Annotated in this window: 15 protein-coding genes, 17 tRNA genes and 3 rRNA genes; 30 read left to right on the forward strand and 5 right to left on the reverse strand. The window is 41.7% G+C overall.

All coding sequences use genetic code 11. The annotated features are described in order from the left end of the window. Window positions 1–211 precede the first annotated feature (211 nt). Together L1999_RS05195 and L1999_RS05200 are read right to left on the reverse strand one after the other, a co-directional pair. Window positions 212–4,681 (reverse strand): glutamate synthase-related protein, encoded by a 4,470-nt coding sequence (locus tag L1999_RS05195; RefSeq protein ID WP_235742597.1) that lies wholly within the window; start codon window positions 4,679–4,681, stop codon window positions 212–214. 314 nt (window positions 4,682–4,995) lie between these two features. Continuing rightward, window positions 4,996–6,291, reverse strand: coding sequence for a glutamate-1-semialdehyde 2,1-aminomutase (locus L1999_RS05200; protein ID WP_235742598.1), 1,296 nt, complete (start codon window positions 6,289–6,291; stop codon window positions 4,996–4,998). 162 nt (window positions 6,292–6,453) lie between these two features. Between L1999_RS05200 and L1999_RS05205 the strand changes: the two genes are divergently transcribed. The 6 genes from L1999_RS05205 (at window position 6,454) to L1999_RS05230 (ending at window position 11,185) form a co-directional block, all read left to right on the forward strand. After that, window positions 6,454–7,470: an ABC transporter ATP-binding protein gene (locus tag L1999_RS05205; RefSeq protein ID WP_235742599.1), complete on the forward strand. Its 1,017-nt coding sequence runs from the start codon at window positions 6,454–6,456 to the stop codon at window positions 7,468–7,470. Then, window positions 7,463–8,254 (forward strand): ABC transporter permease, encoded by a 792-nt coding sequence (locus L1999_RS05210; protein ID WP_235742600.1) that lies wholly within the window; start codon window positions 7,463–7,465, stop codon window positions 8,252–8,254. Before L1999_RS05205 ends, L1999_RS05210 begins: the two co-directional genes overlap by 8 nt. Before the next feature lie 3 nt (window positions 8,255–8,257). Continuing rightward, window positions 8,258–9,043 (forward strand): ABC transporter permease, encoded by a 786-nt coding sequence (locus tag L1999_RS05215; RefSeq protein WP_235742601.1) that lies wholly within the window; start codon window positions 8,258–8,260, stop codon window positions 9,041–9,043. A 179-nt stretch (window positions 9,044–9,222) separates the two neighbouring features. Continuing rightward, a complete protein-coding gene (locus L1999_RS05220) occupies window positions 9,223–9,612 on the forward strand; it encodes an ion channel (RefSeq protein WP_235742602.1) in 390 nt (129 codons plus the stop codon). Window positions 9,613–9,726: 114 nt separating this feature from the next. Beyond that, on the forward strand, window positions 9,727–10,197 hold the full coding sequence (gene bcp, locus L1999_RS05225) for a thioredoxin-dependent thiol peroxidase (RefSeq protein WP_235742603.1): 471 nt from the start codon (window positions 9,727–9,729) through the stop codon (window positions 10,195–10,197). Window positions 10,198–10,330: 133 nt separating this feature from the next. Then, entirely contained in the window at window positions 10,331–11,185 is an 855-nt protein-coding gene (locus tag L1999_RS05230) for a manganese catalase family protein (protein WP_235742604.1), read from the forward strand. Between the two features lie 48 nt (window positions 11,186–11,233). On the opposite strand, the gene L1999_RS05235 is transcribed toward L1999_RS05230, so the two are convergent. Continuing rightward, entirely contained in the window at window positions 11,234–12,907 is a 1,674-nt protein-coding gene (locus L1999_RS05235; RefSeq protein WP_235742605.1) for a ribonuclease J, read from the reverse strand. A 162-nt stretch (window positions 12,908–13,069) separates the two neighbouring features. On the opposite strand from L1999_RS05235, the gene L1999_RS05240 reads away from it, so the two are divergent. The 3 genes from L1999_RS05240 to perR all read left to right on the forward strand — a co-directional run bounded on the left by L1999_RS05240 (window position 13,070) and on the right by perR (window position 15,066). Then, complete coding sequence (locus L1999_RS05240) at window positions 13,070–13,702, forward strand: LysE family transporter (protein ID WP_235742606.1); 633 nt, start codon at window positions 13,070–13,072, stop codon at window positions 13,700–13,702. A 265-nt stretch (window positions 13,703–13,967) separates the two neighbouring features. Further along, window positions 13,968–14,522 carry a cob(I)yrinic acid a,c-diamide adenosyltransferase gene (locus L1999_RS05245; RefSeq protein WP_235742607.1) on the forward strand — a complete coding sequence of 185 codons (555 nt, stop codon included), beginning with the start codon at window positions 13,968–13,970 and terminating at the stop codon, window positions 14,520–14,522. A 106-nt stretch (window positions 14,523–14,628) separates the two neighbouring features. After that, window positions 14,629–15,066 carry a peroxide-responsive transcriptional repressor PerR gene (gene perR, locus L1999_RS05250; RefSeq protein WP_235742608.1) on the forward strand — a complete coding sequence of 146 codons (438 nt, stop codon included), beginning with the start codon at window positions 14,629–14,631 and terminating at the stop codon, window positions 15,064–15,066. Between the two features lie 86 nt (window positions 15,067–15,152). Here perR and L1999_RS05255 read toward each other — a convergent pair whose 3' ends face one another. Then, entirely contained in the window at window positions 15,153–15,509 is a 357-nt protein-coding gene (locus L1999_RS05255; protein WP_235744260.1) for a YgzB family protein, read from the reverse strand. 142 nt (window positions 15,510–15,651) lie between these two features. Here L1999_RS05255 and L1999_RS05260 point away from each other — a divergent pair, with 142 nt between their 5' ends. The 21 genes from L1999_RS05260 (at window position 15,652) to L1999_RS05360 (ending at window position 24,263) form a co-directional block, all read left to right on the forward strand. Then, window positions 15,652–16,515: a nucleotidyltransferase-like protein gene (locus L1999_RS05260; RefSeq protein WP_235742609.1), complete on the forward strand. Its 864-nt coding sequence runs from the start codon at window positions 15,652–15,654 to the stop codon at window positions 16,513–16,515. Window positions 16,516–16,792: 277 nt separating this feature from the next. Further along, window positions 16,793–18,342, forward strand: a 16S ribosomal RNA gene (locus tag L1999_RS05265). A gap of 198 nt (window positions 18,343–18,540) precedes the next feature. Further along, window positions 18,541–21,475 (forward strand): 23S ribosomal RNA (locus L1999_RS05270). Window positions 21,476–21,604: 129 nt separating this feature from the next. Continuing rightward, window positions 21,605–21,720: ribosomal RNA gene (rrf, locus tag L1999_RS05275) — 5S ribosomal RNA — on the forward strand. Together the 16S, 23S and 5S rRNA genes with 16 tRNA genes alongside form the textbook arrangement of a ribosomal RNA operon. Before the next feature lie 14 nt (window positions 21,721–21,734). Continuing rightward, window positions 21,735–21,809, forward strand: a tRNA-Asn gene (locus L1999_RS05280). Window positions 21,810–21,817: 8 nt separating this feature from the next. Beyond that, window positions 21,818–21,909: transfer RNA gene (locus tag L1999_RS05285), tRNA-Ser, on the forward strand. Window positions 21,910–21,919: 10 nt separating this feature from the next. Next, window positions 21,920–21,994 (forward strand) — tRNA-Glu (locus L1999_RS05290). A gap of 9 nt (window positions 21,995–22,003) precedes the next feature. Next, window positions 22,004–22,079, forward strand: a tRNA-Val gene (locus L1999_RS05295). A gap of 160 nt (window positions 22,080–22,239) precedes the next feature. Continuing rightward, window positions 22,240–22,313 (forward strand) — tRNA-Met (locus L1999_RS05300). Window positions 22,314–22,315: 2 nt separating this feature from the next. Further along, window positions 22,316–22,392: transfer RNA gene (locus tag L1999_RS05305), tRNA-Asp, on the forward strand. A 6-nt stretch (window positions 22,393–22,398) separates the two neighbouring features. After that, window positions 22,399–22,471 (forward strand) — tRNA-Phe (locus L1999_RS05310). A 170-nt stretch (window positions 22,472–22,641) separates the two neighbouring features. Beyond that, window positions 22,642–22,717 (forward strand) — tRNA-Thr (locus L1999_RS05315). 28 nt (window positions 22,718–22,745) lie between these two features. Further along, window positions 22,746–22,830: transfer RNA gene (locus tag L1999_RS05320), tRNA-Tyr, on the forward strand. A gap of 5 nt (window positions 22,831–22,835) precedes the next feature. After that, window positions 22,836–22,909, forward strand: a tRNA-Trp gene (locus L1999_RS05325). A gap of 11 nt (window positions 22,910–22,920) precedes the next feature. After that, a tRNA-His gene (locus L1999_RS05330) sits at window positions 22,921–22,996 on the forward strand. 21 nt (window positions 22,997–23,017) lie between these two features. Continuing rightward, a tRNA-Gln gene (locus L1999_RS05335) sits at window positions 23,018–23,092 on the forward strand. A gap of 4 nt (window positions 23,093–23,096) precedes the next feature. Further along, window positions 23,097–23,171: transfer RNA gene (locus tag L1999_RS05340), tRNA-Gly, on the forward strand. An 8-nt stretch (window positions 23,172–23,179) separates the two neighbouring features. Further along, window positions 23,180–23,253, forward strand: a tRNA-Cys gene (locus tag L1999_RS05345). A gap of 33 nt (window positions 23,254–23,286) precedes the next feature. Beyond that, window positions 23,287–23,372: transfer RNA gene (locus L1999_RS05350), tRNA-Leu, on the forward strand. Window positions 23,373–23,393: 21 nt separating this feature from the next. Beyond that, a tRNA-Leu gene (locus tag L1999_RS05355) sits at window positions 23,394–23,474 on the forward strand. Window positions 23,475–24,189: 715 nt separating this feature from the next. Beyond that, window positions 24,190–24,263 (forward strand) — tRNA-Gly (locus L1999_RS05360). Window positions 24,264–24,694: 431 nt separating this feature from the next. Here L1999_RS05360 and L1999_RS05365 read toward each other — a convergent pair. Then, complete coding sequence (locus L1999_RS05365) at window positions 24,695–25,360, reverse strand: B3/B4 domain-containing protein (RefSeq protein ID WP_235742610.1); 666 nt, start codon at window positions 25,358–25,360, stop codon at window positions 24,695–24,697. Between the last annotated feature and the right edge of the window lie 54 nt (window positions 25,361–25,414).

Consider the following 25,414-nt stretch of genomic DNA (forward strand, 5'->3'; position numbering starts at 1 on the left):
AAAAAATGTAAAAAAACGTCCACTGGGAATCAGCGGACGTTTTTTCTTAATAGACAGATTGTCTAGCTCCAGCACCCAGCGGCTAGTGTCCTTCGTGCTTCTCCCTACGATAAGTCAACATCGAATCGACTCGAGCTCCGTGTTTCCTTTATCTCAGTCGAAGCACTCCAGGCCATACGCCGCTAAACGGGTGCTTACGCTTTTCTAATCATCATTCTGTAGAAACAGATGGATCTGCCTGCTCTTTTACAGGAAGAATTTGTACAAAGTGATTTTCTGGATTTACTAGTAGGTTTCTAAGCTGTTCTGCCTCTTCAGTTTGACCATTTTGAGCCAGTAGAGCAGTATATTGACCTAATAGTTCATTAATATCTTTTTTGCCATTTTCGTCTAAATTAACTACAGAAACTTTAGCACCTTTTGCAACACGGCGTTGAATAGCCTCTTTGGTTAGACCCATTTCAGGCTGCTGACGGACATATACAACTCCACCAGTCATACCTGCGCAAATCCATGGTCCTGGATCACCGAGAACAAGGCCGCGGCCATTTGTCATATATTCAAAGGCAAAACCTTTGATATTTGCATTTGCTCCAATATTTCCAGCTTCTTTCTCTGGGAGAGGCTTGTTTAGAGCACCACCAATAATTAAATCAGCCCCAGAAAGACGGATTCCTGCACGAGCATCAGCATTTCCTTGAGCAACAAGAAGACCTTTTTGAGCACCGTAACCGAACCCTTTACCAACTGAACCATTGAGATAACGGCCATTTTTACCTTTAGACTTAAGGACATGAATATTACCGCCGAAGGAAGTTTTTCCTACGCCATCTTGACCTCCGCCATTAACAGTAATTTCAATTCCTTCACTGTTATAAGCACCTAGTCCATTACCAGGGATAGAGCCTTCCTTATATTTGAGCTGAACAGGTGCCAGCTGCTTATAGGAACCATCTAATCTGCCGCGGACGCGGTGGCAGGATACCCGGCTGCCTAATACTCTTTGTTCAGATGTTACACTTAGGAACTCACGTGATGAATGAAGTTGATCTACACTTGCATCAAGATATTCCGCACCTGCAGCCACCTGCATTTGAACTTCTTCCATTGATTTTGAAGCTTCAACTTTTGCAAATTGACCAATTTCAAGCGATTTTAACAGGTAAGAAAGGTCTAGTTGATTATCTCCCTTAATCTGTTCTAGTAGTTCAGAATGGCCAACTGCATCTTGTAAATTTTTAATCCCCAATGAAGCAGCAAGGGCTTTTAATTCGGAACCAAATGCAGTAAAGAGATTCATAATTCCTTGAACAGCTAAATCGAATTGTCTAGGAACAAAACGACGTAGTCCATGGTCTTTTGCCTGAGCTTCTGTTTCGATCTGGGTAGCAATACCAACATGGCAAGTATCCAAATGACAGCCGCGGCAAGTTGTACAACCAATTGAAAGCATCGCTAATGTACCGAATCCAACACGGTTAGCGCCTAAAAGCATAATTTTGATAACATCATTTGCACTCTTCATACCGCCATCTGCCCAAATTTCTACTTTTTGGCGAAGTCCGCTTTCTAGTAGGGCATTGTGAGCTGCTTTAACCCCGATTTCAACAGGTAAACCAACATATTGAAGGGCATGGATTCTAGCCGCACCTGTACCGCCATCAAAGCCGCTTAGTGTGATGATATCTGCACCAGCTTTAGCAATACCGACTGCAATAGTACCGATATTAGGTACGACAGGTACTTTAACCGCAATTTTAGCTTGGTCATTGGCTGTTTTTAATTCTAAAATCATTTGTGCCAAATCTTCAATTGAATAGATATCATGGTTATTAGATGGTGAGATTAAATCAGATCCGAGTGTTGCGTTACGTGCGGCTGCAACCTTCGCTGTAACCTTAGATCCAGGTAAGTGTCCGCCTTCACCAGGTTTTGCACCCTGACCAATTTTAATTTCTAATAGGTTTGAAGAATTTAACAGTTCCGCATTTACTCCAAAACGGCCGGAAGCAATTTGCTGTCCTCTTGTTTTAGGATATTTGCCTAGCATATCCTTAATTTCTCCGCCTTCACCATTCAAACTCACCATATTCAACCGATCAGCACCCTCGGCATATGCTCTAAAGGCAATTTCGTTTTGCGAGCCAAATGACATGGAAGAAATTAAGAATGGTAAATCATGTTCTCCGACACGAAGATCCACTTCTTCTGGTGATACTTGTTTGCTACTCTTTTTAAGTGATACCAGATGACGAATTGTAGTCGGATTTTGCTCTTCCTGCTCAGTAATTTTATCCCGATATGCATTGTAGTCACCGGTAGAAGCAACTTCACCAATGGCTTTCCAAATACGAGGGAAGAGGTGGAACGTTTTGCCGACTCTTTCTTTATCATTCTGGTAATCTGCTGCTCTTTTGATAGAATCCTGCTTCATTGCTTCGAAATCCATTTTGATTTCATTTGAACCAAAGAAGTTTACGATGTTTAATACTTTGGCAACTTCATCATGTAACCCAATACTTGAATACAGTCTGCCGTATCCGCGCAGCTCGTGAATTCCAATCGTAGATATGACCTTTTCTAACCCTTTTGTTAAAGCGCCATATAGGTTTATTAACGGCTTAGTTGTTTCATCTTGAACCGTTAAGAACATGTAATATGGGCTAATCAAATCTGCTCCTAAACCGAATACTGTAATAACGTCATGAAGCGAACGAATCGATGCTGAACGTAATAGTAAAGAACATTCTCTTCTTAACTCAGCTTTTACTAATGCTTGATCAATCGCAGAAGTTGCTAAATGTGAATCAATCCAGTAGGAATCTTCTTGATGTGCTTTCGCATCATCAAGGATCAGCAGTGTTTTACCAGCTTGAACCGCTTGAACTGCTTCATTTGCCAGTCTTTCTAATGCCTCATTTAATTTTTCGTTTGCAGCAAAAGTAGTAGAAATAAAGGCAGCTAATTTCTGCTCTTGGAAATATTGGACTAACTGATCAAAGCTAGGCTGTCCGATGTCTTCTGCACAGTTGAAACCAGCTTTTCCTTCTAATAATAGCGGAGTTGTAAGCTCAATAACCGCATTTGCCTTCTCATCAGAAAACAAAACTGGCCGTTTCCCAATGATAACACGGGTAGAGAAGTGCTCTGTTTCACGGTCACGGTCAATAGCAGGATTCGTTACCACGGCAACACTTTCTTTAATATAGTCAGCGATATTAACACGTTCAGGGTTTAGTGCTGCAAGCGGTGCGTCATGACCTAGTGAACGAATAGGCTCTATACCTTTTTCGGCCATCTGTTCAATTAGTTGAATATGATCACGTTCCCAGCCGAATGCTTTATATTGTCCATTGTGAATTTTATCTGGATAACTCATTGTAACGGTTTTATTTAAGGTTGGAGGCTGAAGTCTTACTCTTGATCCACTTAAGCTTAAGCGGTTATTGAAACGATTGTATACTTCATTTTGGTAACGATTTTGCTCATAAACGTCCAATGTATCACCATTCCATTTAAACCCAACCTTCTCACCAGGGGCTAATGGTTTTGGATCATTGACATATTCACTTGAAGGAATAATTCCAGGTTCAGAGGAGAAAAGATAAGAGCTTTCGGTTTCAAGCATCCATAGTGGACGTAAACCTAATGCATCCACACTAAATACTGCCTCATCACCATAGCGGGAGATAATTCCTGCTGGTCCTTGAGCAAAATGTCCCCATGCCTCACGAAGATACGTATATAAATCCTGAAGATGTTCAGGGTATGCCTTGATTTCATTTATGATTGGCGGGAACAAAAGATCCATTGTTTCAAATAAAGAATATCCGTGACGAGAGATTAGTGTCTCCATTGTACGGCTTAAATCTTGGGAATCACTTCCGTCTTTCACTAAAGGTACTCCGATCATCCGTGCTTCGTCACGAAGTTTTGCAATTGTATTAATCTCGCCATTGTGACCTAGTACACTAAATGGCTGTACGCGGAAAAAGCTTGATAGAGTATTAGTTGAATAACGATTATGTCCTAGTGTCATAGTTGAAGCGACAAGTGGATTCGCTAAGTCATGATAGTAACGAGGCAAAATATCTCCTGCACCCATTACTTTATAAACGACATGATTTTGACTAAGTGATGCGACATGAACCTGCTCGTTTGTCTCAAAGTCAATAAGAGCTTCAAATAGGTTCTTGGTCAGTTCCTGGCCTTCTTTTGTCGAAACACAGGCGAATTGCCAGAACACTGGGTTTTCTTGGATGGCAATTGGACCTAGTGCTGAAGAATCTGTAACTTTATCTGTTTCAAAAACTAAGGTAAGCTCGTATTTTTCAAGCTTTTTTTGTAGTTCTAGTTTGGTAGACTCCCAGTTAACTTGTTGGCTGATGAAAACATGACCAACAGCAAAATTCTTTTGGTCTACAAGGTTTGCCTCAATGTCTGCTGCGGAGAGTTTTTGTTTCCAAAGTTTCGTTGGAATATCCATATGGATCCCAACACCATCACCTTCACCGTTAATAAAACCAGCACGATGGTTCATTGTAACAAGGGCTTCTATACAGTCAAAAATATTTTTTCTTGTTGGGATTTTGCTTTTTTCAAGACAAGCAACAATTCCACAGGCATCATGTTCTTGCTTATGGAAATCTTTAAATAGGGAAGGGGTCCAGTTTTGTGACATTATATTTGGCTTCATCGGGTCACCGTTAAAGCCGTTTCACCTCCTAGAAACTTTTGGATTATGAGTCTACTTGCAGAATGAATTTATTAACTTTTTATTTAGGTGAAAGTTAAAGATTCAAGAAAAGAAATAATAAGCTTATATTATCACAAGAATTTTCAGAAATCAAATAAATATACATTATTTTGGATAAAAAAGTGCACTAAAAATTATGCAAATTCAGGAAGAAACATGTTGATGTAAACGTTTTCATCAGTATTCAAAAAATAAAAGGGAGTGTTTACCACTCCCTTTGGTGCATAAAAAATGCATAATTATTCGGATTTTAGTGAAGAAAATGCATTTCTAACCGCGTGTAGTGTAGCTTCAATGTCTTCTTTTGTATGAGCAATGGTTAAAAACCAAGCTTCATATTTTGATGGAGCAAGATTAATACCTTGATGAAGCATAAGCTTAAAAAATTTCCCAAACATTTCTCCATCCGTTTTTTCAGCCTGTTCATAGTTTTCAATTACTTCATTTGTAAAATAAACAGTTAGAGCTCCTTTCAAACGGTTAATGGTTATCTCAATTCCATTCTCCCTAGCAGCATCGATGATTCCTTCTTCGAGCATAGCTCCTAACTGGTCCAAATACTCATAAACTCCGTCTTGCTTTAATACTTCAAGGCAGGCAATTCCAGAAAGCATAGAAGCAGGGTTCCCAGCCATCGTCCCAGCCTGGTAGGCTGTTCCTAATGGTGCAACCTTTTCCATAATTTCTTTGCGGCCTCCATATGCCCCGATTGGCAGTCCGCCGCCAATAATTTTACCTAACGCGGTTAAATCCGGCTGAACCCCTAATAAATCCTGAGCACCACCATACATAAAACGAAAGGCTGTTATGACTTCATCATAGATAACCAATGCACCGGCTTCATGGGTGAGGTCATTCACCTGCTGTAAGAAGCCTGGTTTCGGTTCCACAATCCCGAAGTTTCCAACGATTGGTTCTACTAATACAGCGGCAACCTGATCGCCCCATTTTTCTAATGCTTGTTTAAATGGTTCGATATCATTGAATGGAACAGTGATAACTTCTTGGGCAATGCTCTTTGGCACACCTGCTGAATCAGGGGTCCCAAGCGTTGATGGGCCTGAACCTGCGGCAACTAGAACAAGGTCCGAATGTCCGTGATAACAACCGGCAAATTTAATGATTTTATCACGACCGGTATGGGCACGGGCAACACGAATGGTGGACATTACCGCTTCTGTCCCAGAGTTAACAAATCGAACTTTATCTAAGGATGGAATGGCTTCCTTTAGCATTTTAGCGAATTTTACTTCATGAGGGGTTGGAGTGCCGTAGAGGACTCCGGTCTCAGCGGCACGTTTAATCGCTTCGGTAATATGTGGATGGGCATGTCCTGTAATAATTGGACCATAAGCAGCGAGAAAATCGATATATTGGTTTCCGTCGACGTCCCAAAAATAAGCTCCCTGTCCACGTTCCATAACCACAGGGGAACCGCCGCCAACTGCCTTGAAAGACCTTGAGGGGCTGTTAACTCCGCCTACAATGTGTTCTAATGCTTCATTATGTAATCTTTCTGAATTAATAAATCGCACAATCTTTCCTCCTTATTTACTTATCTCTTTATTTTAACACTTTTTAAGGGGACTTCTATCTGTTTTATATTTTCGGAAATTTGTTGTAATTAAGGATAGTTGTTTAAATGAATTTATTTGGCTAAACTTATTATTTAGGGCAATGTGTCAGGAGGAAAAATAATGGAAAATGTAATCCAAGTTAAAAATTTACGAAAAGAGTTTAAAGCCTATTCCAGCCGTTCTGGTTTGAAAGGTGCGTTCCGGGATTTATTTACTCGTAATTATAAAGTGGTCCCCGCTGTAAATGATATTAATTTTTCAGTTAAAAAAGGAGAGATGGTGGGATACATTGGCGAAAATGGTGCGGGGAAATCGACCACAATTAAAATGCTGACCGGAATTCTAACGCCAACATCCGGAGAGATCGTAGTGAACGGGATGAATCCTCATAAGGAGCGGGAACGATTTGTACAAACGATTGGCGTTGTTTTTGGGCAGCGCTCGCAATTATGGTGGGATATTGCTGTGCAAGAGTCGTTCCGCTTGTTGAAAAAAGTTTATAAAGTATCTGACGAACAATATGATCAGCATATGAATCATGTCATTAAAACATTGGATATTGAACCACTTTTGGACAAGCCGGTTCGAAAGTTGTCATTGGGGCAAAGAATGCGCTGTGAGCTTGCAGCTGCTTTAATTCATAATCCGCCTTTGCTATTTCTAGATGAACCGACCATCGGGTTAGATGTGCTGGTAAAGTTAAAAATCAGAGAATTCTTAAAGGAAATCAATGAAAAGTATAATACTACAATTCTACTGACAACTCATGATCTATCTGATATCGAGGCATTGTGCGAGCGCGTTGTCATGCTTGATGAAGGAAAAGTAATATATGATGGCGCTTTGAGGGAACTGAAGGAAAAATGGGGCGATCAGAAAGAATTGCAATTCCAATTTCTTGAGGCGGTCGACATGCCTGCTGTACAAAAAATCACAAGGGGCCTGCCGGTGGTATGGGAGTTCAATCAAAAAGACCAAATCTTTACTGCTGCAGTAGAGGATCGAGAAGAATTAATTTCACAGGTAATCGCCCAAGTCGTTGCTTCATTTCAAATTAAAGATGTAAAAATAAACGAAACTTCAACAGAAGAAATCATTCGGAAAATCTATGAAAAGGGTGCTGTAGAAGTTGGATAAATACTTAGAAATGATTAGAATCAGGTTTTTAATGATGCTGGCATACCGGTCAGATTATTACACGGGGATTTTGATTTATAGTATTAATATTGGGGTTTATTATTTTCTATGGTCGGCAATTTATGGCGGGAAAGAACAGATCCAAGGACTTTCGGTTGTCCAAATGACTACGTATGTAGCTGTTTCTTGGATGGCTAGGGCCTTTTATTTTAATAATCTTGATCGCGAAATGGCTCAGGAAATCATGGAAGGGAAAGTCGCGATTGAACTAATCAGACCCTACAACTATTTAGGGATGAAAACGATGCAGGGCTTGGGAGAAGGAATTTTTAGGCTGTTCTTCTTTTCAGCTCCGGGACTTATTATCGTTTATTTTATTTTCCCGATTCATTTCACTTGGGATTTAAGTGTTTGGGGATTATTCGCGATTTCTATTATATTGAGCTTTTTTATAAATACGGAACTTAATTTATTAACGGGAATAACCACTTTCTTCTTATATAATAACTCCGGACTAATTCGCGCAAAACGAGTTGTGATTGATTTATTTTCAGGACTACTTCTGCCGATTAGTTTTTTTCCAGGATGGGCACAAACAATAATGGGCTTTTTGCCATTTCAGGGAATTAGTTATACGCCGAGTATGATTTTTACTAAAGGTTTTTCTCATGATCAGGCGATATCCGCTATCGGCCAGCAATTTATTTGGGTAATCATCTTACTGCTGCCAATTTATTTACTTTGGCATCTAGCGAAAAAACAGTTGATTATTCAAGGGGGTTAATCTGTGTTTTATCTATCCATGTTTTTTCAATACCTATCACAATATCTAAAAACAAGGTTCCAATACCGCGCAGATGTGTTGGTAGAATTTTTCTCCGATTTACTTTCGCAAGCCATTAATCTTGTTTTCATCTTAGTTGTCTTTGGTCATACTCAATTACTGCATGGATGGACAAGGGATGAAATTATTTTTATCTATGGCTTTTTCTTAGTCCCATATGCGGTTTTTTCAGCCTTTTTTAATATTTGGGACTTTAACGAGCGCTACATTGTAAAGGGAGAATTGGACCGAATTTTAACAAGGCCTATCCACAGCCTCTTTCAAATTATTCTGGAACGACTTGAACTTGAATCGCTGTTAGGGGCAATAACAGGACTTGTCATCATGTTTTATGCCGGCAGCAGGCTTCATTTAGATATAGATTGGTATGACCCAATCTTGTTTATCATTTTTGTCATAGGTGGTGCACTTGTATATGGGGGCATCTTTATCTTGCTTGCCTGTATTAGCTTTTGGGCTGATGCAAGGACGTCCTTGATGCCTATGATGTATAATATCAGCAGTTACGGCAGATATCCGGTCAATATTTATAATCAATTAATTCGCTTTGTTTTAACGTGGATATTACCGTTTGCGTTTGTGGGTGTGTACCCTGCGGCTTTTTTTCTTGGAAAACAAGAATGGTACTGGTATTCATTTTTCACCCCAGTCATTGGAGTTATTTTCTTTATTCTTTCCATTATCCTTTGGAATCAAGGGGTAAAAAAATATCGAGGTGCGGGAAATTAGAATAAGCATCCAACACTGATAATTGTCCAGCTCCAGCTTCTAGGGGCTAGGGGTCATAAGCCCCTGGTCAAGGCGCTTCCGCTTTTCTATTAACCGGGCCTATGCCCGGTTTTTGATATTTTATTGTCCAAGCCTGCATAGGAATAGAATAACGCGTATTTCTATTAGGGGTGGTTTCTGTGTTCTATTTCTTGCTCCCGATTGTCATATTTTGCATTTTCATGAGTCTGCGTACCCTATTTATTCCGAACACGCTTAGAGGAAAATTTGCTTCGGTTGAGAATTTTTTATATTTAGGAGCTGTCTATTTAACAATCATCCTAGGTTTTGGTATGATCTACATCCTGTTTAATTTAATCGGTATTACTCTGCTTCGTGAGGTCAATCATCCTGATCATAATATTTTTGAAACAAGTTTTTATTTTAGTGCGATGACGCTTTTTTCAGTTGGAAACGGTGATGTGCTTCCGCAAGGTTTAGGAAGAATGATTGCTGTTATTGAGGCGTTAATTGGCTATACCTTACCCGCGGCATTTGTTGCTAGAGTTGTGCTAAATAGTGAAAAGTAACCGCTCTGTTAGCCATATAATTGTGTTATTGGTTGAGTTTGGTTACGCTATGGATAAGCAATAGTACTAAACGGTAAACGAACAATCGATAACTAAGCAAAGGAAGAGATAAAAATGACGATTGAAATGGACAAACTAGCACCAGATTTTGAATTAAAAGATCCAAATGGAGAAAAAGTGAGCTTAGCAGATTTTAGAGGGAAAAACATAGTCTTGTATTTCTATCCGAAAGATATGACACCGGGTTGCACCACACAAGCATGCGACTTTCGCGATTACCATCAAAGCTTTTCTGAGTTAAATTGCGTGATTATTGGAATTAGCCCAGACCCTCAAGAGAAGCATGAGAAATTTATTGAAAAATATAATCTGCCGTTTCTGCTTTTAGTGGATGAAGAACATAAAGCAGCAGAAATGTATGAAGTTTGGAAACTAAAGAAAAACTTTGGAAAAGAATATATGGGAATTGAACGGTCGACATTTGTTATTGATAAGGAAGGTAAGCTAGTTAAAGAGTGGCGCAAGGTAAAGGTAAAGGGACATGTAGAAGAAGCCTTGCAGTATGTAAAAGAAAATTTAATTTAATTCATTTAATTTTCCCCCTAAAAGTTTGATTCGTTTCAGCATTTTTCGCAAAATCACCTTAATGTTTGGTTAAGCGGTAATGGTTTGGAAATGCTAAACAGGTATTTAAATCAAGTTATTAGGGGGTATTATTTTGTACTTTTATAAAGAGGATTTAATTAACATGATCGTCCCAGATAAACCAGATCCATCCGCAGCAAAGGTACTTCAAGAAACTTTGGGCGGAAGATTTGGAGAGATGCGGACGATGATGCAATTCTTTTTTCAAAGTTCCAATTTCCGTGGAAACCAAAAACAATATCGTGATTTAATTAGAGGTATTTTCCTAGAGGAAATCAGCCACGTCGAGCTTGTTCAAACAACCATCAACCAACTCTTAAATGGTTCTGGAGAAGAAGCTGTAGGGGCGGGAGGAAGTACTGGCGCTCCACTTGAGGAAGCTATTAAGCATGCGAACCCACATCACTTTATAATGGGGGCACAAAGCTCCTTGCCAGTAGATGCTGCTGGTATTCCTTGGAGTGGAAGTTATGTCTACAGTCATGGAAACCTTGTGAGTGATTTATTGGACAATCTAGTGTTAGAGTCGACAGGGGTCTTGCAAAAATCACGTATATATGAGATGAGTTCTAATAAGACATTTAGAGAAACTTTAGCTTTCTTGATTGTCAGAGATAACGCACACCAAAATGCATTTGCGAAAGCATTAGAAACACTAGGGGTCGATTGGGCGAAAATCTTCCCTGTGCCAAATTATGATATTAATAAGTATCCTGAATGTCGTAAATATGTTGAAATGGGCTTCCATAATGCTCAATTCAATTTTAGATTAGATGACACTCTCATAGGCCAAATCTTCCAAGGGCAGTCTCCAAGTCGAGATGATGGCACACTACAAGTTGTCCCGCCGCCAAATGGGTATCCGGTTCCAGTCATGCCAGAAATGCCAAATGAACATAGCCCAGGTTTAAAGGATTTAAATAATTAAATGAAAAAAGGATGCGTCACAGCTGTGACCATCCTTTTTTGCGCCTCACTAAATTTCAATAATAATCGGAAGAATCATTGGCTTTCGTTTGGTTTGGGCAAATAAATACTGTCCAACCGACTTTTTAATGTTTTGTTTCATTACATTCCATTGGCGAATATTCTCGGCTTGCATATCATTCACTGTCTTTTTAACAAGACGGTTGACTTCTTTAAGGAGCTCATCCGAGTCTCTTGCATAAACAAACCCTCGAGTAATCGTATCCGGTCCAGAAATAATTTTCCGGTCTCCCTTGCTAATCGAAATGACAATAACGAGCATCCCATCTTCAGACAACTGTTTTCTATCCCGTAACACAATGTCGCCAACATCGCCAACACCAATGCCATCCACGTATGTATCCCCAGCTGGAACAGATTGGGTCTGCCGGGCAGCACCATTTTTGAACTCGACAACCTCTCCATTTTTAATAATAAAGGTATTGGCTTTTTCCACTCCAACTGATTCAGCTAACATACGGTGATGATGCAGCATACGATATTCACCATGAATAGGAATGAAATAGGTCGGTTTCATTAAAGTGAGCATCAGCTTGAGGTCTTCTTGATATCCATGTCCCGAAACATGCATTCCGGTCGTGCTGCCAGAACCGTAGATGACCTTAGCTCCAAGCAGAAATAAATTATCGATAATTTTTGAAACATCCTTTTCGTTTCCTGGAATTGGGGAAGCTGCTAAAACCACCGTATCTCCGGGGTAAATCGCGACATCACGGAAGTTCCCACTTGCTAATCGGGATAAGGCTGCCATTGGTTCCCCTTGACTGCCTGTACAAAGAATAGCTACCTTTTCAGCCGGAAGTTTATCTACTTCACTAGCGTCTATTAACATCCCTTCTGGCACATTTAAATAACCGCGTTCAATGGCAACATCCACAACGTTCACCATACTGCGGCCTAGCAATGCCAGTTTACGATTGGTCCTCAACGCTGACTCAACCACTTGCTGAACCCGATTGACATTCGATGCAAATGTCGAGATAAAGATTTTCCCTTTAGCCTTTATGAAGGCTTCGTCCATGTGGGAACCAACCATCTGCTCAGAAGGTGTTAGCCCTTTTCGTTCTGCATTAGTACTCTCCGATATTAAAACTAAGACCCCTTGCTGGCCTATTTCAGCCATTTTATGTATATCGGCATATTGGTTGTTGGCCGGTGTTAAATCAAATTTGAAATCACCTGTGTGAACCACATTCCCTTCAGGTGTATGAAAGACAATTCCGAGGCAGTCGGGTATGCTATGGCTTACTTTAAAAAAGGAAATCTCAATCTTGTCGAATTCCAATCTGGAATTGGAGTCGATCGTAATAAGTTTGGAATCCCCTCTTAGTCTATGTTCATCAATTTTTAATTCAATTAATCCAAGTGTAAAGCGGGTTGCATAAATAGGTACATTTAACTTTCTTAAGAAATAGGGAATCCCGCCAATATGGTCTTCGTGTCCATGAGTTACAATTAAGGCTCTAATTTTGTCCTGATTCTCCTCTAAATAGGTCATATCAGGAATAATTAAATCAATCCCCAGTAAGCTTTCATCAGGGAATTTACCACCACAATCAATAATAAAAATATCGTCTCCATACTGAACAACATACATGTTTTTTCCGATTTCATTAATACCGCCAAGAGCAAAAATGGATAATGCGTTTTCGGTGGATACCATCTTTTTTCCTCCAATCCTAACTAAATATTTTTATTATTCCTTTCTCTGTTATTTTGATGCAGGCTCAGAAGTCCATCTATCTTTATTTTTTGCAAACTATTTGGACATGACTTAGCGATTTTTTTCATAGGGTTTATAAAACAAGAGGGTGGTGTTGTTTTATTGAGCATTAGCATACTAATCAGTTATATCATTCTAGGCTTTACCTTAGCGGCTCCAATCGGCCCGGTTAATTCAGCACGCCTAGATAAAGGGATAAAAAATGGATTTTGGCATGCTTGGATTGTTGGGGTTGGCTCGATGATGGCAGATGGAATTTTCATGCTTTTGGTATACCTAGGGATGGTTCAGTTTCTCGGCATCTCTATCGTGCAAATTTTCCTATGGCTGTTTGGTGGTTTTGTTCTTATTTACTCTGGATTTGAAAGTATAAAAAACGCCAATACGATTACACTGTCATATAGCCGGAATAAAGAGCCTTTATACAAATGTTTCTTGACTGGGTTTATGTTATCGATTACAAGTCCCTTATCGATCCTATTTTGGCTTGGGATTTATGGATCTGTTCTTGCAAAAACAGCCCAAACAAACGGTACGGAGTCACTTTTAATCTATAGCAGTATGATCTTTCTTGGTTTAACTTTTTGGGATCTATTTGTGGCGGCTCTAACAACAGGGTTCCGAAAAATTCTCAATTCTAAAAGCTTAATAGCCATATCCATTATATCTGGTGCATCGCTAGTTGTTTTTGGAATTTATTTCGGATATCAAGGAATTGATGCTCTTTGGGGATAGTCATTTACATACTTGAAAGATAGCCTATTTTCTCAAGAAAAGGCATTTGTCCAATGCAAGATAAGTGTAATTGAATATCATTCTATTAGGGCATACCTCCTCAGATAAAATTATTTGGGTCCATAGTGACCCTTTTTTTATGCCAATGAATATCATTATTATTATTTTTCTAAATATAAGTATAGGTGTTAAGATGAAGAAAATGGCACCACATCTAATTTACATAAGGAAATAGTAATTAACTATTGATAATGGAGGTAAGCAAATGAAAATCTATACCAAAACAGGTGATAAAGGCACGACTTCCTTGATTTATGGGCAAAGGGTAGCAAAAAATGATATACGGGTCGAAGCATATGGAACATGTGATGAAACAAACTCTATGATTGGTCTAGCCTTAAGTTACTTAAAAAATGAAAATTTTCAAGGGAAAGAAATAATTGAAAATGTATATCATAAAATACAAACAAACCTTTTCCATGTCGGGGCTGAATTGGCTACACCTCAAGGTAAGGAAGTAAAATGGAAGCTTGCACCTTCCGATCTTGCACAATTAGAAAAACAAATTGATGATTGGGATATAACACTGCCAGGACTGACTAATTTTATTCTTCCTGGAGGACATCCCGCAGGTGCTGCCTTCCATGTAGCGCGAACAATCGGACGGAGAGCTGAACGGTGTGCAGTTTCGTTAGGTGAAGAAGTAAATCCGTTGGTCTTAGCTTATTTAAACCGGCTTTCAGACCTCTTGTTTGTAACAGCTAGATATGTTAATTATCAATTAGGCCAGAATGAACAAACTTTACATGGTGATAGTTAGTAACAAGTAGTGTTTATTAGATTACAATATTGACAAACGTACAAAAGACCTAGTAAAATTAATTATAACAATTATAATCTAATAATATCTTTTAGAAAGAAGGTGCATGGCGATGAATCAGTTAAAAGAAGCGTTGGATACCCTGAAGGATACAGGTGTGCGAATTACTCCGCAACGTCATGCGATACTTGAATATTTAATAAACTCAATGTCACATCCTACAGCAGATGAAATTTATAAAGCCCTTGAAGGGAAATTCCCTAATATGAGCGTGGCAACAGTTTACAATAATTTACGGGTATTTCGTGAAGTAGGACTTGTTAAAGAATTAACCTATGGGGATGCATCGGCTCGTTTTGATTTTGTTACTTCCCATCATTACCACGTAATTTGTCAAAACTGTGGTAAAATCGTTGATTTTCATTATCCAGGTCTCGACGAGGTCGAGCATCTAGCCTCGCATGTAACAGGCTTTAAAGTGGATACTCATCGTATGGAGATTTACGGGTCTTGTCCTGAATGTGCTAGTAAAGAAGTGCATTGATAATTAATGAAATGGTTACATTATCTAAAAAAGAGGATGACTTAAACCTTTTGGTTAAAAACCAATAGGCTTTAGTCATCCTCTTTTTATTCATTTTCTTTTTTATGGTTATAGGATTCATCAAATTGTTTACCTTCGAGACTTTGATCTAATGTTAATGGTTCACGGCAGTGCATACACATATCTACCCGGCCAAGCATTTTGGTAGGCTTGCCGCAGCTCGGGCACTTAACTTGAATGGTTTTTGTTGAAAGCATCCCGATCCAAAAATAAACGACCGTACTTGCGATAATAAAAAGCAGCCCTAAAAGCATAAAGATGGTCATAATAACAGGTGAAGTCCGAAAATAAATTCCAATATACATCACAATGAACCCAATAAAGATTAAAGATAATGCAAAAGTACGTATTTTATTTATTTTACTCGAATATTTTGCCATGATTCTCCCTCCTAGACAAACTATACCATAATTATTTTCGAAGAAAAAATACAAAGAATGTCGAAAATTGTCTTTTAAGAAAGAAGGAAATTAGATTCCACTGTCGAACATATAATGCTACCTGAATAAAATGGAGGAATGATGAATGGAAGACATCCTTCGGCCTATTTATCAAGAAAGGGCGAGTCAATCCAATACACTAGGAGTTTTGGTGGTCGAAAAAAAGCATAAATCAAGTCATATTACGGATACGTTTGATGTTATTTTGTTGATAATCGTAAAAGAGGCAGACCAGTCATTATTTATTAAACATTATACCTATGATGACAAAAAGGCTGCTATGCATATCGTGTCAGAATCACAGCTTCAGGAATGGCTTCTTTTGGGGACGAATCGAAAGGTATTTGAATGGATCCATGAAGCAAAAATTTTGTTTGATCGAAATGAGTATGTATTGAATTTAAAAACAGAGCTCCGAGACTTTCCTTTTAACGGAAGAAAAATAAAAATGGGCTTAGAATTTGCTAAATTAATTCGCCGTTATGTAGATGGTAAAGCGTTGTTTGAAAGCGGCCAATTTCTTGATGCGTATAACTATGTTGTACATTCCTTGCATCATTTAGCTCGATTAGCTGTAATAGAGAATGGTCTTCATCCGGAACTTACGGTTTGGCACCAGGTAAAACAAATAGAGCCAGAAATTTATAAATTGTATGTAGAACTAGTCAATAGCGAGGAGACATTAGAAAAAAGACTGGAGCTATTATTCTTGGCTAGTGAGTTTCTGATTCACTCCAGAACAAATATTGGAACTGCTCACTTATTGGATGTATTACGGGGGAAAGAATACTGGCTGTTTAATGAAATTATGAACGAGAAAGAATTAATTCCTTATTCAGTAGATTTAGCTGTACTGATCGAATATTTAATCGAAAAACATTTAATTGAAGTAGTCAATATAGAGACCAAAGGTCATGGCATCTTTCATAGATGCTATCGCATCTCATAATTATTTTAAAAAAACAATAAAAGGTATTGACCTAAATAAAAATACTTGGTATATTAATAACCGTCGCTGCGAAACATTCCTGAAAAGCTTTCGTAAGTGATGGTTATTATTTTTTTAAAAAACGTTGACATCATAAGTGCAGATGTGTTAAATTAATAAAGTCGCTTGTGAGTGACAATGATTGTTCTTTGAAAACTAAACAAACAAAAACGTCAACAAACAATAATATTCATTTCTTATGAAATGAAGCCAACGTAACAAAATGAGCTAATCAACTTTCATGGAGAGTTTGATCCTGGCTCAGGACGAACGCTGGCGGCGTGCCTAATACATGCAAGTCGAGCGAACCAACAGGAGCTTGCTCCTGTTGGTTAGCGGCGGACGGGTGAGTAACACGTGGGCAACCTGCCTGTAAGACTGGGATAACACCGGGAAACCGGTGCTAATACCGGATAATCCTTTTCCTTTCATGAGGAAAAGCTGAAAGTCGGTTTCGGCTGACACTTACAGATGGGCCCGCGGCGCATTAGCTAGTTGGTGAGGTAACGGCTCACCAAGGCGACGATGCGTAGCCGACCTGAGAGGGTGATCGGCCACACTGGGACTGAGACACGGCCCAGACTCCTACGGGAGGCAGCAGTAGGGAATCTTCCACAATGGACGAAAGTCTGATGGAGCAACGCCGCGTGAGCGATGAAGGCCTTCGGGTCGTAAAGCTCTGTTGTTAGGGAAGAACAAGTACCGGAGTAACTGCCGGTACCTTGACGGTACCTAACCAGAAAGCCACGGCTAACTACGTGCCAGCAGCCGCGGTAATACGTAGGTGGCAAGCGTTGTCCGGAATTATTGGGCGTAAAGCGCGCGCAGGCGGTCCTTTAAGTCTGATGTGAAAGCCCACGGCTCAACCGTGGAGGGTCATTGGAAACTGGGGGACTTGAGTGCAGAAGAGGAAAGCGGAATTCCACGTGTAGCGGTGAAATGCGTAGAGATGTGGAGGAACACCAGTGGCGAAGGCGGCTTTCTGGTCTGTAACTGACGCTGAGGCGCGAAAGCGTGGGGAGCAAACAGGATTAGATACCCTGGTAGTCCACGCCGTAAACGATGAGTGCTAAGTGTTAGGGGGTTTCCGCCCCTTAGTGCTGCAGCTAACGCATTAAGCACTCCGCCTGGGGAGTACGGCCGCAAGGCTGAAACTCAAAGGAATTGACGGGGGCCCGCACAAGCGGTGGAGCATGTGGTTTAATTCGAAGCAACGCGAAGAACCTTACCAGGTCTTGACATCCTCTGACACTCCTAGAGATAGGACTTTCCCCTTCGGGGGACAGAGTGACAGGTGGTGCATGGTTGTCGTCAGCTCGTGTCGTGAGATGTTGGGTTAAGTCCCGCAACGAGCGCAACCCTTGTTCTTAGTTGCCAGCATTCAGTTGGGCACTCTAAGGAGACTGCCGGTGACAAACCGGAGGAAGGTGGGGATGACGTCAAATCATCATGCCCCTTATGACCTGGGCTACACACGTGCTACAATGGATGGTACAAAGGGCAGCAAAGCCGCGAGGCCTAGCCAATCCCATAAAACCATTCTCAGTTCGGATTGTAGGCTGCAACTCGCCTACATGAAGCCGGAATCGCTAGTAATCGCGGATCAGCATGCCGCGGTGAATACGTTCCCGGGCCTTGTACACACCGCCCGTCACACCACGAGAGTTTGTAACACCCGAAGTCGGTGGGGTAACCGTAAGGAGCCAGCCGCCTAAGGTGGGACAGATGATTGGGGTGAAGTCGTAACAAGGTAGCCGTATCGGAAGGTGCGGCTGGATCACCTCCTTTCTAAGGATATAAGCTGGACATATGAGCCAGACAAAAACGTTTGTTTGATGGTTTTCTGTTTGTTTAGTTTTGAGAGTACAATCTCTCAAGAAATTTCGTTCTTTGAAAACTAGATAATCGTATAGAAGAAACCAAGTAAAAACCGAGTAAAATCGCCATTTTAGTTTTTCTCTCTATTAAATAGAGTAAAACCTTTTAGGTTAAGTTAGAAAGGGCGCACGGTGAATGCCTTGGCACTAGGAGCCGATGAAGGACGGGACTAACACCGATATGCTTCGGGGAGCTGTAAGTAAGCTTTGATCCGGAGATTTCCGAATGGGGGAACCCACTGTTCGTAATGGAACAGTATCTTTACCTGAATACATAGGGTATTGATGGCAGACCCGGGGAACTGAAACATCTAAGTACCCGGAGGAAGAGAAAGCAAACGCGATTCCCTAAGTAGCGGCGAGCGAAACGGGATTAGCCCAAACCAAGAGGCTTGCCTCTTGGGGTTGTAGGACACTCAACATGGAGTTACAAAGGAACGGGGTAGATGAAGCGGTCTGGAAAGACCCGTCATAGAAGGTAAAAGCCCTGTAGTCGAAACTCCGTTCCCTCCTGAGTGGATCCTGAGTACGGCCGGACACGTGAAATCCGGTCGGAAGCAGGGAGGACCATCTCCCAAGGCTAAATACTCCCTAGTGACCGATAGTGAACCAGTACCGTGAGGGAAAGGTGAAAAGCACCCCGGAAGGGGAGTGAAATAGTTCCTGAAACCGTGTGCCTACAAGTAGTTAGAGCCCGTTAATGGGTGATAGCGTGCCTTTTGTAGAATGAACCGGCGAGTTACGATTACATGCAAGGTTAAGTTGAAGAGACGGAGCCGCAGCGAAAGCGAGTCTGAATAGGGCGTATTAGTATGTGGTCGTAGACCCGAAACCAGGTGATCTACCCATGTCCAGGGTGAAGTCCAGGTAACACTGGATGGAGGCCCGAACCCACGCACGTTGAAAAGTGCGGGGATGAGGTGTGGGTAGCGGAGAAATTCCAATCGAACTTGGAGATAGCTGGTTCTCTCCGAAATAGCTTTAGGGCTAGCCTCACGTAGTTAGAGTCTTGGAGGTAGAGCACTGTTTGGACTAGGGGCCCTCATCGGGTTACCGAATTCAGACAAACTCCGAATGCCAAAGACTTATCCGTGGGAGTCAGACTGCGAGTGATAAGATCCGTAGTCAAAAGGGAAACAGCCCAGACCACCAGCTAAGGTCCCAAAGTATACGTTAAGTGGAAAAGGATGTGGAGTTGCTTAGACAACCAGGATGTTGGCTTAGAAGCAGCCACCATTTAAAGAGTGCGTAATAGCTCACTGGTCGAGTGACTCTGCGCCGAAAATGTACCGGGGCTAAACGTATCACCGAAGCTGTGGATTGACATCTTTGATGTCAGTGGTAGGAGAGCGTTCTAAGGGCGTTGAAGCTAGACCGTAAGGACTGGTGGAGCGCTTAGAAGTGAGAATGCCGGTATGAGTAGCGAAAGATGAGTGAGAATCTCATCCACCGAATGCCTAAGGTTTCCTGAGGAAGGCTCGTCCGCTCAGGGTTAGTCGGGACCTAAGCCGAGGCCGAAAGGCGTAGGCGATGGACAACAGGTTGATATTCCTGTACCACCAAAGAATCGTTTGAGTGATGGGGGGACGCAGGAGGATAGGGTAAGCGCGCTGTTGGATATGCGCGTCTAAGCAGTTAGGCTGAGAAGCAGGAAAATCCGCTTCTCGTGAAGGCTGAGCTGTGACAGCGAGGGAAATTTAGTACCGAAGTTCCTGATTCCACACTGCCAAGAAAAGCCTCTAGCGAGATTCAAGGTGCCCGTACCGCAAACCGACACAGGTAGGCGAGGAGAGAATCCTAAGGTGAGCGAGAGAACTCTCGTTAAGGAACTCGGCAAAATGACCCCGTAACTTCGGGAGAAGGGGTGCTCTTTGGGGTTCATAGCCTCGAAGAGCCGCAGTGAATAGGCCCAGGCGACTGTTTAGCAAAAACACAGGTCTCTGCGAAGCCGCAAGGCGAAGTATAGGGGCTGACGCCTGCCCGGTGCTGGAAGGTTAAGAGGAGGGGTTAGCGCAAGCGAAGCTCTGAATCGAAGCCCCAGTAAACGGCGGCCGTAACTATAACGGTCCTAAGGTAGCGAAATTCCTTGTCGGGTAAGTTCCGACCCGCACGAAAGGCGTAACGATCTGGGCACTGTCTCAACGAGAGACTCGGTGAAATTATAGTACCTGTGAAGATGCAGGTTACCCGCGACAGGACGGAAAGACCCCGTGGAGCTTTACTGTAGCCTGATATTGAATTTTGGTACAGCTTGTACAGGATAGGTAGGAGCCTGAGAAGCCGGAGCGCCAGCTTCGGTGGAGGCGTCGGTGGGATACTACCCTGGCTGTATTGAAATTCTAACCCGCACCCCTGATCGGGGTGGGAGACAGTGTCAGGTGGGCAGTTTGACTGGGGCGGTCGCCTCCTAAAGAGTAACGGAGGCGCCCAAAGGTTCCCTCAGAATGGTTGGAAATCATTCGTAGAGTGTAAAGGCACAAGGGAGCTTGACTGCGAGACCTACAAGTCGAGCAGGGACGAAAGTCGGGCTTAGTGATCCGGTGGTTCCGCATGGAAGGGCCATCGCTCAACGGATAAAAGCTACCCCGGGGATAACAGGCTTATCTCCCCCAAGAGTCCACATCGACGGGGAGGTTTGGCACCTCGATGTCGGCTCATCGCATCCTGGGGCTGTAGTCGGTCCCAAGGGTTGGGCTGTTCGCCCATTAAAGCGGTACGCGAGCTGGGTTCAGAACGTCGTGAGACAGTTCGGTCCCTATCCGTCGTGGGCGCAGGAAATTTGAGAGGAGCTGTCCTTAGTACGAGAGGACCGGGATGGACGCACCGCTGGTGTACCAGTTGTCTTGCCAAAGGCATCGCTGGGTAGCTATGTGCGGACGGGATAAGTGCTGAAAGCATCTAAGCATGAAGCCCCCCTCAAGATGAGATTTCCCATAGCGTCAAGCTAGTAAGATCCCTGAAAGATGATCAGGTTGATAGGTCAGAGGTGGAAGCGTGGCGACATGTGGAGCTGACTGATACTAATCGATCGAGGACTTAACCATAGTTATTAGCGAACTCGTTTTTACAAAATTTCTTCTACATTATCTAGTTTTGAGAGAATGAAAAAAGTTTAAAATTTCTCTTGCAAAAATAAAAAAAGATACTATAATAAAATAGTGTCAAATAAATAGTCTGGTAATTAAGGCGAGAAGGTCACACCCGTTCCCATACCGAACACGGAAGTTAAGCTTCTCAGCGCCGATGGTAGTTGGGACTTTGTCCCTGTGAGAGTAGGACGTTGCCAGGCTGTAATACTATTATTCCGCAGTAGCTCAGTGGTAGAGCTATCGGCTGTTAACCGATCGGTCGTAGGTTCGAGTCCTACCTGCGGAGCCATTTTTTATGGAGAGCTGTCCGAGTGGCCGAAGGAGCACGATTGGAAATCGTGTAGGCGGGTAACCCTGTCTCAAGGGTTCAAATCCCTTGCTCTCCGCCATAAAATATATGGCCCCTTGGTCAAGCGGTTAAGACACCTCCCTTTCACGGAGGTAACACGGGTTCGAGTCCCGTAGGGGTCACCATCTTAATATGGAGGATTAGCTCAGCTGGGAGAGCATCTGCCTTACAAGCAGAGGGTCGGCGGTTCGATCCCGTCATCCTCCACCATAACAATATATTTTCTATTATCGCGGGGTGGAGCAACGAGCGTTGCTTCGATGAATAATCTGCGAGTTGTATCAATCGAGTTGCTGCTTGAATAAGCTTTCTGAGATTGATACAGTCCATGTAAACTATGAGCATGGATGAACAATATACTTTCTATTATCGCGGGGTGGAGCAGTCCGGTAGCTCGTCGGGCTCATAACCCGAAGGTCGCAGGTTCAAATCCTGTCCCCGCAATTGGTCTGGTAGTTCAGTTGGTTAGAATGCCTGCCTGTCACGCAGGAGGTCGCGGGTTCGAGTCCCGTCCAGACCGCCATTTAGTGGCTCAGTAGCTCAGTCGGTAGAGCAAAGGACTGAAAATCCTTGTGTCGGCGGTTCGATTCCGTCCTGAGCCACCTTTTATTTTGATTTTACCGGTGTAGCTCAACTGGTAGAGCACGAACGAATATGCTTCCTTGAGTGAACATCAGCATACCGATTGAATTGCTGCTTGAATAAGCTTACTGAGATCGGGATGACGTTAACCTAACGTTGAGTATGATACTATTATAGATTTATGAATTATGCCGGTGTAGCTCAACTGGTAGAGCAACTGAATCGTAATCAGTAGGTTGGGGGTTCAAGTCCTCTCGCCGGCACCAGAAGCTGGCAATATTAATTCTTATATGTGGAGGGGTAGCGAAGTGGCTAAACGCGGCGGACTGTAAATCCGCTCCCTCCGGGTTCGGCGGTTCGAATCCGTCCCCCTCCACCATTTATAGGGGTATAGTTTAAAGGTAGAACGAAGGTCTCCAAAACCTTTGGTGTGGGTTCGATTCCTACTACCCCTGCCAATTATATTGTGGCGATTGTGGCGAAGTGGTTAACGCACCTGATTGTGGTTCAGGCATTCGTGGGTTCGATTCCCATCAGTCGCCCCATAATATTATTTATGAAAGCATTGGGCTATAGCCAAGCGGTAAGGCATCGCACTTTGACTGCGACATGCGTTGGTTCAAATCCAGCTAGCCCAGCCATTTCGCGGAAGTAGTTCAGTGGTAGAACACCACCTTGCCAAGGTGGGGGTCGCGGGTTCGAATCCCGTCTTCCGCTCCAATTATATCGGCGGCATAGCCAAGTGGTAAGGCAGAGGTCTGCAAAACCTTTACCACCGGTTCGAATCCGGTTGCCGCCTCCAAAGATTTTTAATAAGCAAATGCTATTATATTATGCCGGGGTGGCGGAACTGGCAGACGCACAGGACTTAAAATCCTGCGGTAGGTGACTACCGTACCGGTTCGATTCCGGTCCTCGGCATTGCTTAAAACAACTTAATACGCCGGTGTGGCGGAATTGGCAGACGCGCACGACTCAAAATCGTGTTCCTCTGGAGTGTCGGTTCGACCCCGACCACCGGTATCTGAAACGTTGAAAAGAAGCGATTTCCCTTCATTGGGAAATCGCTTCTTTTATTTTTTACCGTGATTTTTATCGTGCGAACTACAAAAAGAGTGAAGGAAGTCGGCTATTTTTCGGATCTCAATCAGTTAGCGAAGAAGCGATAATAGAAATTGTCATTCTTTTAAGATGAAAAAAGTAATCGCATGTATTCAGATTAACTAGCAAAAGTAAAATAAGCGGAGAATTTTCGGTTAAATATAGAATGGAGCATGTTTCGGGGTAAATAAGGGGAGCTTTTCCGCTTATGCACAGCAAAATCCCTCATTTTGAATTTTTTGAGTAAATAGTCGGTATCTCTCCGTCTATTTCGGCCTTTTTTAATAATAATTACTAATTAAGCGGAATTTTTCCGTCTATTTATCAGCTCGCAGCTTGTGTGCTTAACCTATCCCCCAACCGATAAGTGCGGACCCTCTTGATCCTGGGTACGGAATCAGCATCTTTTTATCGACCAGCATTTAAAAATCAATAAAATTGGTACTTTGACTACAACTAGTAATATTAATTTGATATATAGAATAGACTAGCAAATAAGTAAAGAGATAAATTATGTATATCCTCCTAGATAACAAATTAAGAAAAAAATCGACAAAATTTGCGGAATTGACTTGACTCCTTTAAAGAATATGTGTAGTATTTATTAAGTCAGATTGTTCAGTCCTTTTTCATAAATGCGGGTGTAGTTTACTGGTAAAACCTCAGCCTTCCAAGCTGATGTAGTGGGTTCGATTCCCATCACCCGCTCCATACATATTAACTAACGCAGTGTATCGTTACATTAGGAGAACGATGCATTGCGTTTTTTTATTTTGACTAATAACTATTGTCTTAATAAATTTTCCATTAGGACCTATCTAGCAAAAAATACTTTGCTAAAGGACAATTTTCTAAAATGCACAGGGAGATTGTCCGATAGAAAGATTCCAATGGACAATTTTATTAATGAAACACATACTTTTGTCTATTAGAGATGTTCTATTAGACAGTTTTCTAAGTTACCCGACGATTTTGTCTAATAGGTGGCTGCTAATGGACATTTTTTTAAATACTTAATACTTTTGTCCATTAGAACCACTTCAATTTTATAATCGTAGACTTTTGAAAAAAATTCAAAAAGGATGAAGGACATCTTGCTATAATTTGATCGGGTAGCTGCCCATCATTACTGTATAAAGCAGTCATTCAACAATGAAATATGATGCTTCGCCTCCATGTATCTGGGTAAACATGTTCATTAATGATTTAGTAAGCTTATGCGCAGCCTCTACCTCTGTAGATGGACGGAGATAAATGATTTGCAAAGCATTTTTTGTATGAATGGTCACTGGGGCCTTATCTGAATCAACAAAAGGGCTTCCAAATGGTCCATTTTCATCGGAAGAAAGAATTAAATGCTCCAAGGAATTGCTCCTTCCATTCAATCCGTTGTATGTCTCGTTCTCCCTTCCAAACCTAATCACTACAGGAGCTTTTAACAGATCTTGGTCATAAACACCGATGGGAACTTGATATTGTAGGGAGAAAAAATTATTAATATCGATCGCACTATGGACTGAAGATAGATAATTTTGTTTCTGTATTCTTCTAAATAATGCTTCAGCTGAATGTCGATATCGATTCGGATCCTTTCCTGTCTTCTTAAAAATATTTCTCCATTCCTTTATACCAGGAAAGTCCGAAATCTGTTTGTTTTCCAGTTCAAAAAAGATCGACTCTTGGAAAAGCTGTAGTCTGCCTTTCACCATTTGTGGTGAATCCCCAACCGTTATATTTTTATATTCAATAACCCCAATTTTAAAATCGGGAATTAGTTCGCAAATTTCTGCTGAAACTTTAATTTCCAACCATTCCACCTCCAAAATTTGTTGAAAATAGTTTATCATAAATAGATATGTAAC

The sequence above is a fragment of the Neobacillus drentensis genome, assembly GCF_021560175.1.
GTDB lineage: Bacteria > Bacillota > Bacilli > Bacillales > Cytobacillaceae > Neobacillus > Neobacillus drentensis_A.

What these genes read in the sequence shown, in the direction of transcription:
- bcp (WP_235742603.1), top strand. Translation starts at nt 9,727, where the DNA reads ATGACGATTGAAATGGACAAACTAGCACCAGATTTTGAATTAAAAGAT.
- perR (WP_235742608.1), top strand. Translation starts at nt 14,629, where the DNA reads ATGGCGATGAATCAGTTAAAAGAAGCGTTGGATACCCTGAAGGATACA.
- L1999_RS05245 (WP_235742607.1), top strand. Translation starts at nt 13,968, where the DNA reads ATGAAAATCTATACCAAAACAGGTGATAAAGGCACGACTTCCTTGATT.
- L1999_RS05260 (WP_235742609.1), top strand. Translation starts at nt 15,652, where the DNA reads ATGGAAGACATCCTTCGGCCTATTTATCAAGAAAGGGCGAGTCAATCC.
- L1999_RS05235 (WP_235742605.1), bottom strand. Translation starts at nt 12,907, where the DNA reads ATGGTATCCACCGAAAACGCATTATCCATTTTTGCTCTTGGCGGTATT.
- L1999_RS05195 (WP_235742597.1), bottom strand. Translation starts at nt 4,681, where the DNA reads ATGTCACAAAACTGGACCCCTTCCCTATTTAAAGATTTCCATAAGCAA.
- L1999_RS05205 (WP_235742599.1), top strand. Translation starts at nt 6,454, where the DNA reads ATGGAAAATGTAATCCAAGTTAAAAATTTACGAAAAGAGTTTAAAGCC.